Source organism: Bradyrhizobium sp. 521_C7_N1_3 (genome assembly GCF_052075975.1).
GTDB classification, from domain to species: domain Bacteria; phylum Pseudomonadota; class Alphaproteobacteria; order Rhizobiales; family Xanthobacteraceae; genus Bradyrhizobium; species Bradyrhizobium japonicum.
Genome location: NZ_CP197232.1, coordinates 9053320 through 9070265, shown reverse-complemented (window position 1 = coordinate 9070265; position 16946 = coordinate 9053320). Strand labels below are relative to the sequence as shown.

Genomic DNA, 16946 nt, shown 5'->3' with positions numbered 1-16946 from the left:
CGTCAAGGGAAAATACGCCTATTCCTCGTCACTTCCGGGCGTTGGCCGCAGCATGAAATGGCCGAAAGCGGTGGCGATCGGCTTGCTCGCATCGTCCTGCCAGGCCCGCGCCTCGAAGGCGACGATGCGCCGGCCCTGTTTCACGATCGAGACATTGGCGACGGTATCGAGGGCACGTCCGGAACGCAGATAGTTGACGGTGAGCCCGATCGGCTTGGGCAGCGCGGCGATACCGAGCTCGCGCCTCACGCCGAGGATCGCGGAGGTCTCGAGGAAGGCACCGGTCATGCCGCCATGGATCGCGGGCAGGATCGGGTTGCCGATGATCTGCGGCGAGAACGGCATCGTCAGCGTGCCGTCGTCATTGACGCGAATGCCGAGGCATCGCGCGAACGGGCTATTGGCGAACGGGCCGTCCGGATCGTCGGGCGCCTCCAGCGTCGGGATGCTGCGCGAATCCATCCTGCGGTCCGCGAGCATGTTGGTGCGGTTGGCGCCGATCATGAAGCAGGCGGTCGCGGTTGCGACCGGATCGTCCTCGGAATCCTGATAGGCGGTGGAGCGCACGAAGGCGATCGAGCGCGTGGTGCGGTAGCAGACCGAATGCGCCTTGATGTCGAGGCCCGGCGTTGCCGGTTTCTGATAATCGATGCGCAGATCCAGGGTTGCGATCGCGCGCGTGCCGTCGAGCGCAAGTTGCACGGCCATGCCGCAGCTCTCGTCCAGCATCGCGGTGACGACGCCGCCATGCAGCACGCCGGTCTCGGTGTCGCCGACGAAGACCGGACGATAGGGCAGGCTGGACCAGGCCTCGGCGGGGGCGAAGCGGTCGAGCTGGAGCCCGCTGATATGGCCGTAGTCGGAACGGCGGCCCTTGATCGCCTCGGCGAGTTCCTGGAACGGAAGTGTGGTGGCTGAAGTGGACATGACGACGTTCTAGACCAGTGTCGGGTGCCGCGCAAAATCCCGAAAGGGCCTCATCAGGCAGGTCTGCAGTCAGGTCTGCCTGGGTCGGTTTGGCCTCGACACGGCGTGCCGAAGCAACGATGGTGGGCGCTTCGTCCGCTGACTAGCCCCAAGGAGTGCCCATGGCCGACCCCGAAACACCCTCCGCCAATCAGGGGCCCGTGACCATTTCGAGCTCCAGCTCGGAACGGGCACCGATCATCTATTTCGACGGCGCATCCTGCTTCGGACACCACAACGGCGCGATCCAGATCGAGCTCGCCGCGAACCTGCTGATGCCGGTCGGTGCCGCCGTCAGGGTCGACGTGGTCCAGACCGCGCACTTGCGTTGCAGCGTGGCCGCAGCGCTAGCGCTGCGCGAAGCGCTCGACAAGGCGCTGGCGATGTACAGGCAGGGCCAGCAGCAGCCGGCGGAGGTGATCCCGACCGTGAAGAACTGAGATCGCAATTGACAGCCTCCGGTCTTTGCGCCACCTTCCGCGCAGGTTGATACGACCTGCCGGTTGCACCCTCTGTGGAATGGTGAACGTATCGAGCCCTCGTCGGTCTCCCCTTTGCCCGAGCGTCCGGGTCAGCAACGCAACCGCCTGATACATCTGGATCGCTCATGCAGAGGACGAACCGATGCGCGATTTTCGCGATGCCAAGGCTATGGCGCAGACCCTGCGCGAATCCCTGACCACCAAAGCCGTCACCATCAGTCATAGCGAGAGCCTCGAACTTGTGTCGAGGATGCTCGGCGTTGCCGACTGGAATACGTTGTCGGCGCTGCTTCACGCCGAGCGGCGTGACCCCATCGCGCCGGCTGCGCGGCTCAAGGCGACGACGGCGCTTTATCCAGCCATTCCGCTGCGCGATCTCGTTCCGTTTCCGAACGCGACCTATCCGATGTTTGTGGGACGGGAGAAAACGATGCACGCCTTGAACCAGGCGTTCGAAGGTGGACGGGAGGTCGTGGTGGTGATCCAGCGGGAGGCGGCCGTTGATGATCCCCGATTTTCGGATGTCTATGAGATCGGCATCCTGGCTCAGCTGCTCGAGCTCGAAACGCTCCGTGATGGCACGCTCAGGGTGTTGACGCGAGGTCTCCGGCGTGTCGCGCTACGCAGCTTCGCTGCCGAGTCGGCCGCCTATCAGGCCGAGGTCGCTGAAGTCGGCGAGGGAGTGGCCCGCGATGCGCGGGATCTGATCCGAAGAATCTATCAGCGCTTTCAGGATTACACGGCGGCGCACGGAATTCTCGTGCCGGACATCTGGCTGTTCTTCGATCAAACCCGGGATGCCGGACAGATTGCCGACACGGTCGCGACGCGGATGAAGTTGCCTATCAAAGACAAGTACGAGTTATTGGCAACGCTCGATCCCACAACACGGCTCGAGCGCATCGAGGCGCTACTCGACCTGTCGCAACGGCCGGTCTCGGCAGACTACGCGGCCACGAAACGGCGGGCGCTTGATCATGCTGACCGGCGCCGCCATCAATACGCGACGCTTGAGCATCTGCTACTTGCTTTGACCGAGGATGCGAACGCGTCCGTCGTCATGCGCGCCTGCGACGCCGATCTCGGCAAGCTGACGCAAAGCCTCGTGCAATATCTCGACAACGAACTCAAGCACAGGGTGATCGAGACCGGAAGTGCCGAGCCCACAGCGGCGTTTAAGCGCGTCGATCAGCGCGCCGCGTTCCTTGCCCAGGAGGTTGGATATCCCGAAGTCACCGGCGTCAACGCGCTTGTTGCCTTGTTTGCAGAAACACGAAGTCCCGCGGCGGGTCTGCTCGCAGAGCATGGTGTTTCGCGCGGGCGTGCTGACAAAGCGATCGTGCGAGGCCTCGGCTAGGACGCATCGCCAATCCTAGCCCACATGCACCTTCGGCTTCTTGCCGCGGTTCCACTTGCCGTCGAGCGCGCGCTCGATCTGGGCGGCGAGTTGCAGCAGCAGGCCGTCATTGGCTTGCTTGGCGATGGCCTGGATGCCGAGCGGCAGGCCGTGGTCTTGCTCTGCCATCGGCATCGAGATCGCCGGCATGCCGCAGAGATTGGCGAGCGGCGTGAAGGCGAAGAAGCGCCAGAGATTGCCGAACCAGTCGAGGACGTCAGGGTTGTCGGAGATGGTGAGATATTCCCTGGTGCCGACCTTCGGCGTCGGCAACGCGGTGATCGGCGTCAGGATCACGTCCCACTGCTCGAAGAACGCGCCGAAGCCGCGCGAGGTCGTGTTGAACACGCCTTGCATCTTCGCCCGCTCGGCGAAGCTCGTGTGCCGACCGGCTTCCCAGATCCTGATGTTCATGGGCTCGATCAGATCTTCCGGTGGCTTTTCCAGCCCGCGCGCGGCGAGCATGTTGGAGATCACCACGGCAAAATTGCTGATATAGCAGGTGGTCTGCGCCGCGAACGCGGCGCGGAAGTCTAGCTCGGGCAGCGCGTATTCGACGTGATGGCCGAGGCCTTCGAGGAAGCGGCCGGTCTTCTCCAGCTCGGCGGCGATCTCCGGCGTTGCGGTGTAGTCGCCCCAGGTGTGCGATAGCGCGATGCGAAGCTTTGACGGGTCGCGCTTGATCATCTCGGAATAGGGCTGCGCCGTGGTCCAGAACGGCATGAACTCGCCGGGCGCAGGCCCGCGCGCGTGATCGACGAAGGCAGCGGTGTCGCGCACGGAGCGCGACTGGCAGCCCTGGATCGAGACGAGGCCGGTGAGGTCGGACATGTGCGGTGCCAGCGAGAACACGCCGCGCGACACTTTCAAACCGATATTGCCGTTGACGCCGGCGGGAATGCGGATCGAGCCGCCGCCGTCGGTCGCATGCGCGATCGGGACGACGCCGGCCGCGACCATCGCCGCGCTCCCGGCGGACGAACCGCAGGTGGTGTAGTCGGTATTCCAGGGATTGCGCGTCACGTAGACGGCGGGATTGTCGGCCGAGCTGCACACGCCGAATTCCGGCGTCGTCGTGCGTCCGATCAGGTTGAGGCCTGCCTGGCGGAATTTACCGGTGAGGAACGTATCGGCCGCGGCGCGATTGCCGCGCATCAGCAGCGAGCCCATCTCCTGCAGCCGGCCCTTCATGGTCGGTCCGAGGTCTTTCATCAGGAAGGGCAGGCCGGCGAACGGGCCGGCGAGATTGGCGCCGTCCTTGGCCGGATCGGCGATTACGTCCTCGAACAGCTCGACCACGCCGGATAGTGTCGGATTGACCTTGGCCACGCCCGCGGCGGCCTGGCGCGCCAGTTCCTTCGCCGTCAGTTCGCCCTTGCGGACGCGCGCCGCGAGGCCAACGCCATCGTGCTGCGCCCATTCATTCCAGCTCATCGGCAAAGTCATGAAGTCAAAATCCCCTTGATAGCGGCGCCACCTTTTTCGCAAGGGCCCGCGTGAATCAACTGAGCCGGCGCGAAGGGCAGGGTTGCGCCGGGCGGAGAGGTCACAGCGTCATTAAGACAGCCGCGCGATCACCGCAACCGGGCCGCCGCCCGCAGGCCCCTGATGCTCGGCACCGCCGGAGACGTAGACCGCGCCGGTGCCGGCGAGGCCGGCAATCAGGCCGCCGACGGCTGCGCGGGCGTGGCGCGTCGAGCTGATGTCGGTGTCTTCCAGCATAGTGTGGCGGAAGCCGCGCACGCTGCCATCAGGCGAGGCCTCGGCCTTGGCGAAGATGTTGACGAACTCGCGGCCCTCGGTGGCTAGCGGCGCGACGCCAAGGCCAACACCAAGCCCGACGCTGTTCAACGCCGACACCACCGCCGGGGCATCGATGGCATCGTTCATCACGGCGTGGCCGATCTCGAACTCGCTCGCTGAAGACGCCGAGTTGCCGAGCACGATGATGACATTGTGCATCAGTTCGATCCCTGACGAGGTGGACGCAACCGACGAGAACAGATCGTAGCGCCGCAGCACGTCGTCGTCGCGAACGTCGGAATCGATCTCGCCGAGCGCGACCGCGACCCCAAGCGCGGAGGCGCCGCGCGAATAGGCCATCGAGCTGTAGGCGCTGGTCGTGGCCGTCTTGTTGCCGCGCGCGTTTGCTGCTTCGATGCGGTCGCTGGTGAGCAGCGGGCATTTGATCTGCACGAAATGGACGTCGGCGGGATCGATGATGCCGGCATCCGCCATCGCGGCAGTGACCGCCCTGGCCGTTTCCATGATCTGTGCCGAGCGGCCGATCTCTTCCGGGAGGAAGTCCCGGGTGTGCGCCATGCCGATGCTCAAGCGCTTGCCGGACATGCCTGCCGGGCGCTCAGCCTCGCGCCGCGTGAACACCGTGATGTGCGGGCTGAGCACGCCTTCGGTGCCACCCGACATCACGAAGGCGATCCGCTGCTCGACTGCCTCTGGCGAAAGGCCGAGTTCTGGCGCCAGCGCCGTGCACAACGCAGCAACGGCATATTCCCGGGTGAAATCGTTGACGCCGCCATTGCCCTCGGTCTTGCCGAGGATGGCCAAAATCGTTGTCGGGTCGATCGCGCCGGAGCCGATCATGGCCATGAGGCCGGAAACGTCGCCGGGGCCGGTGGTGGCGACCTTGAAGACGCCGACCGATGCTGTCCGCATTGCAGTCCTCGTGTGGAGTTCGGTGGTCCGGCGGGTCAACCAGCCGTGGAACGGAGGCGCATGTCAAGGTGCACGCGATGTCCCCCCACCGTCACCCTGAGGTGCGAGCGAAGCGAGCCTCGAAGGGCGACGGACCCGCCATTTTTGGTTTCCCGCGACGCAAGAGAGAAGCAGCCGGCATCCCCACGAATGTGGCGAGATCGCATCGGTTCAACAAAAAAATCCTCTGTCGACGGTTGCGCGCCGCACCTTGATGAATCAACCTCGGTTGGTCCATAAGCGGCGTCCCGCTGCCGGTGGTTCGCCCCCGCGTCGCGTGCTTGGATAGAGGGATTCTCGCGTGGCAAATATCAACCAGAAAATTGCGCAGGAGCTTGGGGTACGGGCGGAGCAGGTCGAGGCGACAGTGACGCTGCTCGACGGCGGCGCCACGGTTCCCTTCATCGCCCGCTACCGCAAGGAAGCGACCGGTGCGCTCGACGACGCGCAATTGCGCACCCTGGAGGAGCGACTGGGCTATTTGCGCGAGCTCGAAGACCGCCGCAAGGCCATCCTCGAATCGGTCCGCGAGCAGGGCAAGCTCGATGCCGCGCTCGAAGCCTCCATTCTCGCTGCCGACAGCAAGGCGCGCCTCGAAGACATCTATTTGCCGTTCAAGCCGAAGCGCCGTACCAAGGCCGAGATCGCCAAGGAAGCCGGGCTCGAGCCGCTCGCCAATCAGCTGATGGCTGAGCCGGGCAACGATCCGAAGGTCGTGGCCGAAACCTTCATCAACGCCGAGAAGGGCGTGGCCGATGCGGCCGCCGCGCTCGATGGCGCCCGCGCCATCCTGGTCGAGCGTTTCGACGAGGACGCCGACCTGATCGGTGCGTTGCGCGAGGAGATGTGGACCAACGCGCGCATGGCCTCCAAGGTGCGCGACGGCAAGAAGACCGAGGGCGAGAAGTTCGCCGACTATTTCGAGTTCTCCGAGCCGCTGACCAAGCTCCCGTCGCACCGCATCCTCGCGATGTTCCGCGGCGAGAAGGAAGAGATCCTCGATCTCCAGATCCAGGCCGAAGCCGAAGCGCCGCCGCCGGGCGTGCCGAGCGCTTATGAATTGAAGATCATGAAGCGGTTCGGCATCGCCGACCTCAAGCGTGCCGGCGACCGCTGGCTGATCGACACCGTGCGCTGGGCCTGGCGGACCAAGATCCAGGTGCATCTCAACATCGACCTGCGCATGCGGCTGTGGAACGCGGCCGAGACCGAGGCCGTGCGCGTGTTCGCTTCCAATCTGCGCGACCTGCTGCTCGCGGCACCCGCCGGCACCCGCGTCACCATGGGCCTCGATCCCGGCTACCGCACCGGCGTCAAGGTCGCCGTCACCGACGCGACCGGCAAGGTGGTCGATACCGCCGTGATCTATCCGCACGAGCCGCAGCGGCAGTGGAACGAGGCGCTTGCGATCCTCGGCAAGCTTGCGCTGAAGCATCGTGTCGAGCTGATCGCGATCGGCAACGGCACCGCCTCGCGCGAAACCGACAAGCTCGCAGGCGATCTCGTCAAGGGCCTGGCCGAGCTGAAGATGACCAAGATCGTAGTGTCGGAAGCCGGCGCGTCGGTGTATTCGGCCTCGGCCTTCGCCTCGGAGGAGTTGCCGGGTCTCGACGTCACCCTGCGCGGCGCGGTTTCGATCGCCCGCCGCCTGCAGGACCCGCTCGCCGAGCTCGTCAAGATCGAGCCCAAGGCGATCGGCGTCGGACAGTACCAGCACGACCTCGGCCAGGCCAAGCTCGCCAAGTCGCTCGATGCCGTGGTCGAGGACTGCGTGAACGCGGTCGGCGTCGACGTCAACACCGCCTCGGCACCGCTGCTGGCCCGCGTGTCGGGTGTCGGCTCCGGTCTGGCCTCGAGCATCGTGGCACACCGCGACGCCAACGGCCCGTTCAAGTCGCGCAAGGCGCTCAAGGACGTGCCGCGCCTCGGCCCGAAGGCGTTCGAACAGTGTGCCGGCTTCCTGCGCATCCTCGGCGGCGAGGACCCGCTCGACGCCTCCGGCGTACATCCTGAAGCCTATCCCGTGGTGCGCCGCATTCTCGCGGCCACCAAGAGCGACATCAAGGCGCTGATCGGCAGCAGCGAGATCGTGCGTACGCTGAAGCCCAAGGATTTCGTCGACGAGACCTTCGGTCTGCCGACCGTCACCGACATCCTGCGCGAGCTCGAGAAGCCCGGCCGCGACCCGCGTCCGGCGTTCAAGGCCGCGGTATTCAAGGAAGGCGTCGAGGAGATCAAGCATCTCCAGAAGGGCATGATCCTCGAGGGCACCGTGACCAACGTTGCCGCCTTCGGCGCCTTCGTCGATATCGGCGTGCACCAGGACGGCCTGGTTCACATCTCGGCGATGTCCAGGAACTACATCAAGGATCCGCGCGAGGTGGTGAAGCCCGGCGACATCGTCAAGGTGAAGGTGCTGGACTTCGAGGTCGCCCGCAAGCGCATCTCGCTGACCTTGCGCCTCGACGACGAGGTCGGCGCCAAGAAGGACGCGCCCGGCATGCAGCGGGACAACAGCTCGCGAAACCCGGCGCGCATGACGTCGTCGGCCCCGCGCAACCAGGAATCCTCCGGCGGCGGTGCCCTGGCCGAAGCCATGCGCCGTGCGGCCGAGAAGAACGGCGGCAAGCGGGCGTGATAGTTGAACCTCTCCCCGCTCTTTGCGAGGAGAGGCCGGATCGCGCCAGCGATCCGGGTGAGGGGCAAGGCATCCGGTTGACCGGTTCAAAGGCCCCTCCGGTTCGTAGGTGATGGTGCGCGGGACAGGCGTTGCGATCACTTTTTAGATCGCATTCGCGGAACGCGGCCTCTCACCCCATCCTCTCCCCGTCAGAACGGGGCCAGGGAGCGAAAGAACGTTCGTCCCTAACACCTGCGTCAGAATCTGGCGCGTTTGTAAGTTGAAGGTGCCTGTCCCTTCCTCTCATCTGATCCTCCTCGCGCGGCAGAAAGATCGCCGCGCAGCACGGAGGATGCTTCGATGGACAACAAGCTTCTCAAGGGCGTCACTGCGGTGACGCTCGCCGCAATGATGGCGCTCGCTTCACCTGTGGTGCTTGCCCGTGGCGGCGGCGGTGGCGGAGGGCATGGCGGTGGCGGCTTCGGCGGTGGTGGCTTCGGCGGCGGCCATGGCGGCTTTGGCGGTGGCGGGCATTTCGGTGGCGGCGGAATGCATGCGGGCGGCTTCGGCGGCATGCGCGCGGGTGGCTTCGGCGGTATGGGTGGCGCGCGCTTTGCTGGCGGCCCGGGCTTCGGTGGAGCACGCTTCGCCGGTTCGCCAATGGCCGCCCGTGCTGCCATGGGGCCGCGCTTTGTCGGTGCACCATTGGCGACCCGCGCCGCTTTCGGCCCGCGGTTTGCTGGCCCGGGTTGGCACGGCAGGCCGTTCATTGGTCGCCATGCCTTCTTCCACCGTCACCGCTTCAACCGGTTCGCTTTCGTCGGCGCGCCGTTCTTCTATGCCAACTATGGCAACTATTACGACGATGGCTGCTGGCAAAGGAGCTGGACAGCCTATGGGTGGCAATGGGTCAATGTGTGCGGAGACTATTGGTAGTCGCATCGCGGTACCGCACCATTGTCGCGATCGCCACCGGGCGGTTCCGCTCAGCCCCGGAACGGGATAGTCTGGTGGCGATCGTCGCGCGGAGTTTTGCATGACCGGAGGTCACCGTCGCATTCTGGTCGTCGAGGACGATCCGGAAACCGCAGGCCAGCTCGTCGAGGAACTGACCACCTCGGGCTACGACGTCGATCTTGCCGCGACGGGTCGTGAAGCCCTGAGTCACGGCGTCGCCCGCGACTATGCCGTGATCACCATCGACCGCATGCTGCCCGACATCGACGGCATCGCCGTGATGCGCCAGTTGCGCGACGACGGCATCGCCGCGCCCTTCCTGATCATCTCCGCGCTCGGCGAGGTCGACGACCGCGTGCGCGGTTTGCGCGCCGGCGGCGATGACTATCTCGTCAAGCCGTTCTCGTTCGTCGAGCTGCTGGCGCGCCTCGAGGCGCTCGGCCGGCGCAGCGAGACCGTCGCCAAGGAAACGATTTTGCGGGTCGGCGATCTCGCCATCGATCTGATCGCGCGCAACGCCAGCCGGCGCGGCCGGAAAATTCCGCTGCTGCCGCGCGAGTTTCAGCTGCTCGAATATCTCGTTCGCAACGAGGGCCGCGTCGTCTCCCGAGCGATGCTGCTCCAGCATGTCTGGGACCTGCATTTCGATCCCTCCACCAACATCATCGACGTCTATGTCGGGCGCGTTCGCCGCAAGGTCGACGATGCCCAGGCCTATCCGCTGATCCACACCATCCGCGGCATCGGATATTGCCTCCGTGCTCCTGGCTAAGACGCTCCGCTCCTCCACCTTCCGTCTAGCACTGATCGCGATCGCGGCGTTCGGGCTGATCGTCGCGGCGATCATGGCCTATGTCTATTTCGGCACGATCGCCTATGTGCAGGGCCGGGTCGGCGACGCCGGCGATCACAGCGGCTTCACCGCGATGATCGAGCTCGCGATGGTCGCCGTCGCCGTGCTGCTGGCCGTGCTGGCCGGGCTCGCGGCCGTGCTGGTGACGCGGCGCACGGTCGGTCGGATCGAGGAGATCAATGCGGCCAGCCGCGCCATCATGCTGTCGGGGCTCGACCGGCGCATTCCCTTGCGCGGCAGTCACGACGAGTGGGACCGCGTCGCCGAAAACCTCAATCAGATGCTCGACCGCATCGAGACGCTGATGGGCGAGGTCAAGCAGGTCAGCGACAACGTCGCACACGATCTGCGCACGCCGCTGACACGCATGCGCGGCCGGCTGGAAAAGGCCTATCACACCCCGCGCAACGGCGAGGCCGATGCGACGCTGATCGGCGACACCATCGCCGATCTGGACGCCGTGCTCGGCATGTTCGCTTCCATCACGCGGATCTCGGAGATCGAGACCCGCGCCCGCCGGAGCGCGTTTCGCACGCTGAACCTCACTGAGATTGCCGGCGAGGTCGTCGAGCTCTACGACGCCGCGGCCGAGCAGGTCGCGACCCGCCTCAGCCTTGGCGGCGACCGCGAGGTGGCGATTACGGGGGACCGCGACCTGCTGTTCGACGCCATCGCCAATCTCGTCGACAACGCGATCAAGCATGGCCGCGCGGGCGGGCAGGTCACCGTCACCTGTCGCAGCGCCGGTGGCGGGGCGGTGATCGCGGTGGCCGACGACGGCCCGGGCATTCCCTCCGGGGAGTGCGATCACGTGTTCAAGCGCTTCTACCGGCTCGAACAGAGCCGTTACACGCCGGGCAACGGTCTGGGCCTGAGCCTGGTCGCGGCCGTTGCCGGCCTCCATGGCGCCGAGATTGCGCTGCACGACAATGCGCCGGGCCTCACGGTCCGGCTCAGCTTCCCGGCGACATCAGCGCGATAGGAGCTGACGGCGTCATAGCTCGATCACGCCGCGGCGTGCCGCATGCGCGACCGCGTCGGTGCGGCCGGTAGCATCCAGCTTGTCGAGCAGCGAGCCGACGTGGAATTTGACCGTGTGCACGGAAATGCCGAGCTGGCGCGCGATCAGTTTGTTGGACGCGCCTTCCGCCATCAGCGCCAGGACATCGAGCTCGCGCTGCGTCAGTGCGATGTCGTCGGGCATGCTGCGCGGATCGCGCGCCATGACCGTCGCCGTGGCGGCTTCGCCGGGTGCGGCGAGCCGAAGCCCGGCGATGCCGCCGAGCAAAACCGCCAGGCGATCGGCGAGGGCGGGATCGTCGATCTCCAGGGCGAGCACGATCTCGGGCGCGTTGTCCTCGCTCACGCCTCCGGCCTCTCGCCGATCGTGACCTTGAAGCTGACTGGCTCGCCGCCGCGGCGCACCGCGACATCGACCACCGTGCCGACGCTCGCAGGTCCCAGCGTCCGCGACAGCGCACGCACGCCGGAGAGCTTCTGGTCGTTGACCGCCACGATGACGTCGCCCTGGCGGATGCCGGCCGCAGCCGAAGGACCGGCCTTGTCGACATTCATCACCATCGCGCCGATGCCATCGTCGAGCCGCACCGGCTGGAGCCCGAGGCCGAGATATCCGCGGGCGATGCGACCGCGCGCCTCGAGCTGTGCCGCGACCCGCTCGATTGTCGCCGTCGGGATCACCAGGACTCGCCGCGGCCCGAGCACGGCCATGCCGAAGGCGTCGCCTGATGCATCCAGCGCGAGCCCGCCTTGCTGGGCGAAGCGCAGGCGCACGTCGAGCTCGATCCGCGCATCGATGTCGCCGCCGCGCAAGGAGCGCCAGCTCTTGCCGGACAGTGATACCATGCCGAGCGCAGCGCTCGGCGCATCGCGATCGGCGGCAACGACGACCGACAGCGTGCCGAGGGGCGGCACGGTCGCGGCCAGCTTGACCGGCGCAAGACTGGCATCGGTGCGCAACAGCGCGATGTCGGTCGTATGGTCGCGGCCGGCGATCGTGGCGGCCGCGGTGCTGCCGTCGGGGAGGCTGATCTGGATATCGCCCTCATCGGCCAGCGCTTCGTCCGCGGTGACGATCAAGCCGGGTTTCCAGACGAAGCCGGTGGCGCGGGAGCGATGCGAATGCACGGCGACGACGGACGGCGCGGTACGCGTCACGACATCCGAGAGCGCGGATGAAAGGGACGACAGGGGAGTGGGATCGGTCATGGAAGGCTCCTGTAAATTGTCCTCAATCTGGGATGTCGCGGGCGATTGCGAAACTGGCCGGGTGGCCAGGACTGACAGGGCGGATCGGCTTCCGCAGAACCACGGCCGACGAACATGTGATTGGGACGTGCTCACGGGAACGTGTAGCAATCGAGGAACTGCACCGCGCGACCTCCAGCGTTTCCAGCGAGCCCCGACCGATGACTGTCGACCTCACCCGCCGCACCCTGCTTCAACTCGCCGGTGCGACCTCGCTTGCGATGGCGGCGGCCGCCGCCGCTCGGGCCGAGGGCATGCCGCAAGGCGGTGGGCCGACCTATGCCAGCCGCACGCCGATGCGGGTGGGCATGGTGACGCTCCGGGTCAAGAATCTCGACAAGGTCGCGGACTACTACCGCGACGTGATCGGGCTGACCGTGATGGAGCGCTCCGCCGGCGCCGCGACGCTCGGCACGGCCGGCATCACGCTGCTCGTGCTGGAAGCCCGTCCCGAGGCCGCGATCGAGCCGCGCAACGCCGCGGGCCTCTACCACACCGCCTTCCTGATGCCGTCGCGAAAAGATCTCGCGCGCTGGCTGGTGCACGCCGCCTCGCATCGCGTGCCGCTGTCGGGCTTCGCCGATCATCTCGTCAGCGAATCCGTCTATCTCGACGACCCCGAAGGCAACGGTATCGAGGTCTATGCCGACCGCGATCCCTCGCAATGGCAGTGGAGCGAGGGCAGCGTGAAGATGGCGAGCGACGAGCTCAACATCCCTGACCTCTTGTCGCTGACCAACACGCGCGTCGCAGACTACGCCAAGGCGCCGGACGGTCTGCGCGTCGGCCACATGCATCTGCGCGTCGGCGATCTCGCCGCGGCCGAACGGTTCTATCACGGCGCTGTCGGCCTCGATCCGACCCGCCGCCGTGGCGGGGCCGCGTTCCTGTCGTCGGGCCGCTACCATCATCACCTCGGCATGAACGTCTGGCAGAGCCAGGGCGCCGGCCAACGCGACGATCAGACCACGGGGCTCGCCTGGTTCTCGCTGGTGATGGCGAAACAGGACATTCTCGCCGCGCAGGAGGAACGCCTGCGCAAAGGCGGTGCGCAGGTCACGGCGCTCGCCAACGGCGTGGAGGCCGTCGATCCCTGGGGCACGCGGGTGCGCCTGATCAGGGTTTGATCGCCGGCGCGGGCATTGCTAAGACCGGTCAGGCGCTAGCCAGTTTTCCGGGGTTCAGCCTGACATGCCCGATTTTCACGGCGTCTTTCCCTACCTCGTTTCGCCCGTCGATGCCGATGGCACGGTGCGCACCGAAGTCCTCGGTAAGCTCTGCGACGATTTGATCGGCGCAGGCGTGCACGGACTGACGCCGCTGGGGTCGACCGGCGAGTTCGCCTATCTCAATGCCGCGCAACGCACCGCGATCGTGCAGACCACCATCGACGCTGCAAAGGGCCGCGTGCCGGTTGTGGCCGGCGTTGCCTCCACCTCGACGGCGGACGCGGTGGCGCAGGCGAAGGCCTATCAGAAGTGTGGTGCCAACGGCATCCTGGCGATCCTGGAAGCGTACTTTCCGCTCGCCGATGCCCAGGTCGAATCCTACTTCCGCAGCATCGCGGACGCCGTGGACGTTCCCGTCGTCATCTACACCAATCCGCAATTCCAGCGCTCCGATCTCACGCTCGACATCATCGCGCGCCTCGCTGAACATCCGCGCATTGGCTACATCAAGGACGCCTCGACCAACACCGGCCGGCTGCTCTCGATCATGAACCGCTGCGGCGATGCGTTGCGCGTGTTCTCGGCCTCCGCCCATATCCCCGCCGCGGTGATGCTGATCGGCGGGCTCGGCTGGATGGCGGGACCGGCCTGCATCATCCCGCGCCAGAGCGTCGCACTCTACGACCTCTGCAAGGCCGGCCGCTGGGACGAGGCCATGGCGCTGCAGCGCAGGCTGTGGCGGATCAACGAAGCCTTCGCCCGCTTCAACCTCGCCGCCTGCATCAAGGCGGGGCTGGCGATCCAGGGCTACGACGTCGGCGATCCCGTCCCGCCGCAGGCCGCGCTGACCGCCGACGCCCGCAAGGTCGTGGAGGCGGCGCTGAGGGAGCTGGCCTGATCGTCATTCCGGGGCGATGCGCAGCATCGAACCCGGAATCCCGAGATTCCGGGCTCGGTCCTTCGGACCGCCCCGGAATGACGGTCCCCAAATGGGCATGACGAATCCGTACATATCCCGCCCAAAACCGCGGCTGGCATGCCTCCGATCGATCCGCTAAAAGGCTGCCCGCAGTTTCGAAAAGACCCTGAGGACCCCACGGAATGAACATTCTTCCCGGCAATTTGCGTTTCGGAGCGGGCCAGCCCGTCAAGCGTTTGGAAGACCAGCGGCTGCTCACCGGGAAGGGGCAGTTCATCGACGACAAGCCGGAGGAGGGCGCGCTGTGGTTGCATGTGCTGCGCTCGCCGCACGCCCACGCGAAGATCGTCGCGATCGACACCAGCGCCGCCGCATCGATGCCGGGCGTCACGGCGATCTACACCGGCGCCGACCTCGTCAAGGACGATGTCGGCACCATTCCGACCTTGAGCATCTTCAAGCGCCCCGACGGCAAGCCGATGACGGTGCCGCCGCGCCGCCTGCTCGCCCATGAGATCGTGCGCTATGCCGGCGAGGCGGTCGCGGCAGTGGTTGCTTCCTCCCGCGCGGAAGCACAGAGCGCGGCCGAAGCGATTGCGGTCGAATATGACGTGCAGCCCGCGGTGGTCGATCCCGTCGAGGCCGTGAAACCCGGCGCGCCCGTGGTGTGGCCGGAGGCGCCCGACAACATCGTCGGTGCGATGAGCTATGGCGATGCCGCCAAGGCGGACGAGGCGTTTGCCAAGGCTGCGCATACGGTCGAGCTCGACATCGTCAGCCAGCGTCTGGTGCCCTCCGCGATGGAGCCGCGCTCGACCATTGCCGAGATCGACAAGAAGACCGGCCGTCTCCTCCTGCACGTGCAGTCGCAGACGCCGGCCTCCACCCGCGACGTGCTGGCGGAAGCCGTGCTCAAGCGTCCGAAGGACAGCGTCCGCGTGCTGGTCGGCGACATCGGCGGCGGCTTTGGCCAGAAGACCAACCTCTATCCGGAAGACGGGATCGTCGCTTACGCCGCGACCAAGTTGAACAAAAAAATCCGCTGGCGCGGTGACCGCACCGACGAGTTCGTCGGCGGCACCCACGGCCGCGATCTCACCTCGACCGCGTCGTTCGCGCTCGACGAGAAGGGCAAGGTGCTGGCCTATCGCGTCAAGTCGATCGGCTGCACCGGCGCTTACTCCTCGGGCGCGGCGAACATCATTCCGCTGGTGCTCGGGCCGTTCGTGCAGACCGGCGTCTACGATCTGCCGCTGGTGCATTTCGAGGTGCAGTCGGTGATGACCAACACGGCGCCGGTCGGCGCCTATCGCGGCGCGGGCCGGCCCGAGGCGGTGTTCATCGTCGAGCGCCTGTTCGACGCCGCCGCGCGAAAGATCGGCATGGATCCGCGTGCGATCCGTAAAGCGAACTACATCAAGCCGGCGCAGCTGCCCTACACCAACGCCGCCGGTCAGGTCTACGATTCCGGCGCCTTCGCTCACATGCTCGATCGTGCCGTGAAGCTGGCCGACTGGGACGGCTTTGCCGCGCGCAAGAAGGCGGCGAAGAAGAAGGGCCTGCTCTATGGCCGCGGGCTCACCTCCTACATCGAATGGACCGGCGGCCGCGCACACACCGAGAAGGTCAGCCTGCACGCGACGTCGCAGGGCCGCGTCGTCCTGCATTCCGGCACCATGGCGATGGGGCAGGGGCTGCAGACCACCTACACCCAGATGATCTCCGACACGCTCGGCATTGCCATGGACAAGATCGACGTGGTCCAGGGCGACACGGATCTCGCGATGGGCTTCGGCAGCGTCGGCTCGCGCTCGCTGTTCGTCGGCGGCACTGCGGTCGCGGTCTCCTCCAACGACCTGATCCAGAAGGCGCGTGAGAAAGCGGCCAACGTGCTGGAGACCTCGGTCGAAGATATCGAATATCAGGGCGGCATGCTCACCGTGGTCGGCACCGACCGCCGCATCAGCCTGTTCGATCTCGCCGAGAAAGAGGGCGGTGCCAAGCTCAGCGTCGATTCCGAAGGCGAGGTCGATGGCCCGAGCTGGCCGAACGGCACGCATATCTGCGAGGTCGAGATCGACCCCGAGACCGGTGTGTCCAAGGTCGTGCGCTACACCACCGTCGACGACGTCGGCGTCGCCGTGAACCCGATGCTGGTCACCGGCCAGATCCATGGCGGTGTAGCGCAGGGCATCGGCCAGGCGCTGTATGAGGGCGTCTCCTATGATGCCGACGGTCAGCTTCTCACCGCGAGCTACCAGGATTACTGCATCCCGCGCGCCGACGACGTGCCGCCGATCGTGGTGACGCTGGACGATTCCGCGCCCTGCCGCACCAATCCGCTCGGCGCCAAGGGCTGCGGCGAATCCGGCGCCATCGGCGGCCCGCCCTGCGTCACCAACGGCGTGATGGACGCGCTCGCCGAGCTCGGCATCACCCAGCTGAATACGCCGCTGACGCCGCAGAAGATCTGGAAGGCGATCAAGGACGCGAAGGTGGCGGGCTAACCGAAGCTGTTACGCAGGCTGTCGCGACACACTCAACTGTCGTCCCGGGGCGCGCACAGCGCGAGCCCGGGACCCATAACCACAGGGCGGAGTT

14 protein-coding genes are annotated in these 16946 nt (G+C 66.4%); 9 read left to right on the top strand and 5 right to left on the bottom strand.

Features of this window, described 5'->3' with window-relative positions; all coding sequences use genetic code 11:
• Positions 1-18 precede the first annotated feature (18 nt).
• Positions 19-927: a PaaI family thioesterase gene (locus tag AB7008_RS42905; RefSeq protein WP_304491462.1), complete on the bottom strand. Its 909-nt coding sequence runs from the start codon at positions 925-927 to the stop codon at positions 19-21.
• A gap of 161 nt (positions 928-1088) precedes the next feature.
• On the opposite strand from AB7008_RS42905, the gene AB7008_RS42900 reads away from it, so the two are divergent.
• A complete protein-coding gene (locus AB7008_RS42900) occupies positions 1089-1406 on the top strand; it encodes a hypothetical protein (RefSeq protein ID WP_264621510.1) in 318 nt (105 codons plus the stop codon).
• Positions 1407-1590: 184 nt separating this feature from the next.
• Positions 1591-2805, top strand: coding sequence for an LON peptidase substrate-binding domain-containing protein (locus AB7008_RS42895; RefSeq protein ID WP_304491461.1), 1215 nt, complete (start codon positions 1591-1593; stop codon positions 2803-2805).
• A 15-nt stretch (positions 2806-2820) separates the two neighbouring features.
• Here the strand turns inward: AB7008_RS42895 and AB7008_RS42890 are convergent, their stop codons facing one another.
• Entirely contained in the window at positions 2821-4290 is a 1470-nt protein-coding gene (locus AB7008_RS42890; protein WP_041953928.1) for an amidase, read from the bottom strand.
• Between the two features lie 111 nt (positions 4291-4401).
• Positions 4402-5520, bottom strand: coding sequence for a ring-opening amidohydrolase (locus AB7008_RS42885; protein ID WP_304491460.1), 1119 nt, complete (start codon positions 5518-5520; stop codon positions 4402-4404).
• Between the two features lie 340 nt (positions 5521-5860).
• On the opposite strand from AB7008_RS42885, the gene AB7008_RS42880 reads away from it, so the two are divergent.
• The 4 genes from AB7008_RS42880 to AB7008_RS42865 all read left to right on the top strand — a co-directional run bounded on the left by AB7008_RS42880 (position 5861) and on the right by AB7008_RS42865 (position 10971).
• Positions 5861-8197, top strand: coding sequence for a Tex family protein (locus AB7008_RS42880; RefSeq protein ID WP_441260804.1), 2337 nt, complete (start codon positions 5861-5863; stop codon positions 8195-8197).
• Between the two features lie 342 nt (positions 8198-8539).
• Complete coding sequence (locus AB7008_RS42875) at positions 8540-9115, top strand: hypothetical protein (RefSeq protein WP_248879983.1); 576 nt, start codon at positions 8540-8542, stop codon at positions 9113-9115.
• Positions 9116-9215: 100 nt separating this feature from the next.
• Entirely contained in the window at positions 9216-9908 is a 693-nt protein-coding gene (locus AB7008_RS42870) for a response regulator transcription factor (protein WP_014492257.1), read from the top strand.
• Complete coding sequence (locus AB7008_RS42865; protein ID WP_028159482.1) at positions 9895-10971, top strand: sensor histidine kinase; 1077 nt, start codon at positions 9895-9897, stop codon at positions 10969-10971. Before AB7008_RS42870 ends, AB7008_RS42865 begins: the two co-directional genes overlap by 14 nt.
• Positions 10972-10983: 12 nt before the next feature.
• Here the strand turns inward: AB7008_RS42865 and AB7008_RS42860 are convergent, their stop codons facing one another.
• Both AB7008_RS42860 and AB7008_RS42855 read right to left on the bottom strand, forming a co-directional pair.
• Positions 10984-11355, bottom strand: a complete 372-nt coding sequence (locus tag AB7008_RS42860; protein ID WP_028159483.1) for a response regulator transcription factor — start codon at positions 11353-11355, stop codon at positions 10984-10986.
• Entirely contained in the window at positions 11352-12218 is an 867-nt protein-coding gene (locus AB7008_RS42855) for a S1C family serine protease (protein ID WP_441260803.1), read from the bottom strand. The genes AB7008_RS42860 and AB7008_RS42855 overlap by 4 nt, the downstream gene beginning before the upstream one ends.
• Positions 12219-12418: 200 nt before the next feature.
• Between AB7008_RS42855 and AB7008_RS42850 the strand changes: the two genes are divergently transcribed.
• The 3 genes from AB7008_RS42850 (at position 12419) to AB7008_RS42840 (ending at position 16852) form a co-directional block, all read left to right on the top strand.
• Positions 12419-13384: a VOC family protein gene (locus AB7008_RS42850; RefSeq protein ID WP_304491458.1), complete on the top strand. Its 966-nt coding sequence runs from the start codon at positions 12419-12421 to the stop codon at positions 13382-13384.
• A gap of 64 nt (positions 13385-13448) precedes the next feature.
• A complete protein-coding gene (locus tag AB7008_RS42845) occupies positions 13449-14324 on the top strand; it encodes a dihydrodipicolinate synthase family protein (RefSeq protein ID WP_441260802.1) in 876 nt (291 codons plus the stop codon).
• A gap of 203 nt (positions 14325-14527) precedes the next feature.
• Complete coding sequence (locus tag AB7008_RS42840; RefSeq protein ID WP_441260801.1) at positions 14528-16852, top strand: xanthine dehydrogenase family protein molybdopterin-binding subunit; 2325 nt, start codon at positions 14528-14530, stop codon at positions 16850-16852.
• Positions 16853-16946: the final 94 nt, after the last annotated feature.

Coding starts and splice junctions, on each gene's coding strand:
- AB7008_RS42905 (WP_304491462.1), bottom strand. CDS start 927: ATGTCCACTTCAGCCACCACACTTCCGTTCCAGGAACTCGCCGAGGCG.
- AB7008_RS42900 (WP_264621510.1), top strand. CDS start 1,089: ATGGCCGACCCCGAAACACCCTCCGCCAATCAGGGGCCCGTGACCATT.
- AB7008_RS42895 (WP_304491461.1), top strand. CDS start 1,591: ATGCGCGATTTTCGCGATGCCAAGGCTATGGCGCAGACCCTGCGCGAA.
- AB7008_RS42890 (WP_041953928.1), bottom strand. CDS start 4,290: ATGACTTTGCCGATGAGCTGGAATGAATGGGCGCAGCACGATGGCGTT.
- AB7008_RS42885 (WP_304491460.1), bottom strand. CDS start 5,520: ATGCGGACAGCATCGGTCGGCGTCTTCAAGGTCGCCACCACCGGCCCC.
- AB7008_RS42875 (WP_248879983.1), top strand. CDS start 8,540: ATGGACAACAAGCTTCTCAAGGGCGTCACTGCGGTGACGCTCGCCGCA.
- AB7008_RS42870 (WP_014492257.1), top strand. CDS start 9,216: ATGACCGGAGGTCACCGTCGCATTCTGGTCGTCGAGGACGATCCGGAA.
- AB7008_RS42855 (WP_441260803.1), bottom strand. CDS start 12,218: ATGACCGATCCCACTCCCCTGTCGTCCCTTTCATCCGCGCTCTCGGAT.
- AB7008_RS42850 (WP_304491458.1), top strand. CDS start 12,419: ATGACTGTCGACCTCACCCGCCGCACCCTGCTTCAACTCGCCGGTGCG.
- AB7008_RS42845 (WP_441260802.1), top strand. CDS start 13,449: ATGCCCGATTTTCACGGCGTCTTTCCCTACCTCGTTTCGCCCGTCGAT.
- AB7008_RS42840 (WP_441260801.1), top strand. CDS start 14,528: ATGAACATTCTTCCCGGCAATTTGCGTTTCGGAGCGGGCCAGCCCGTC.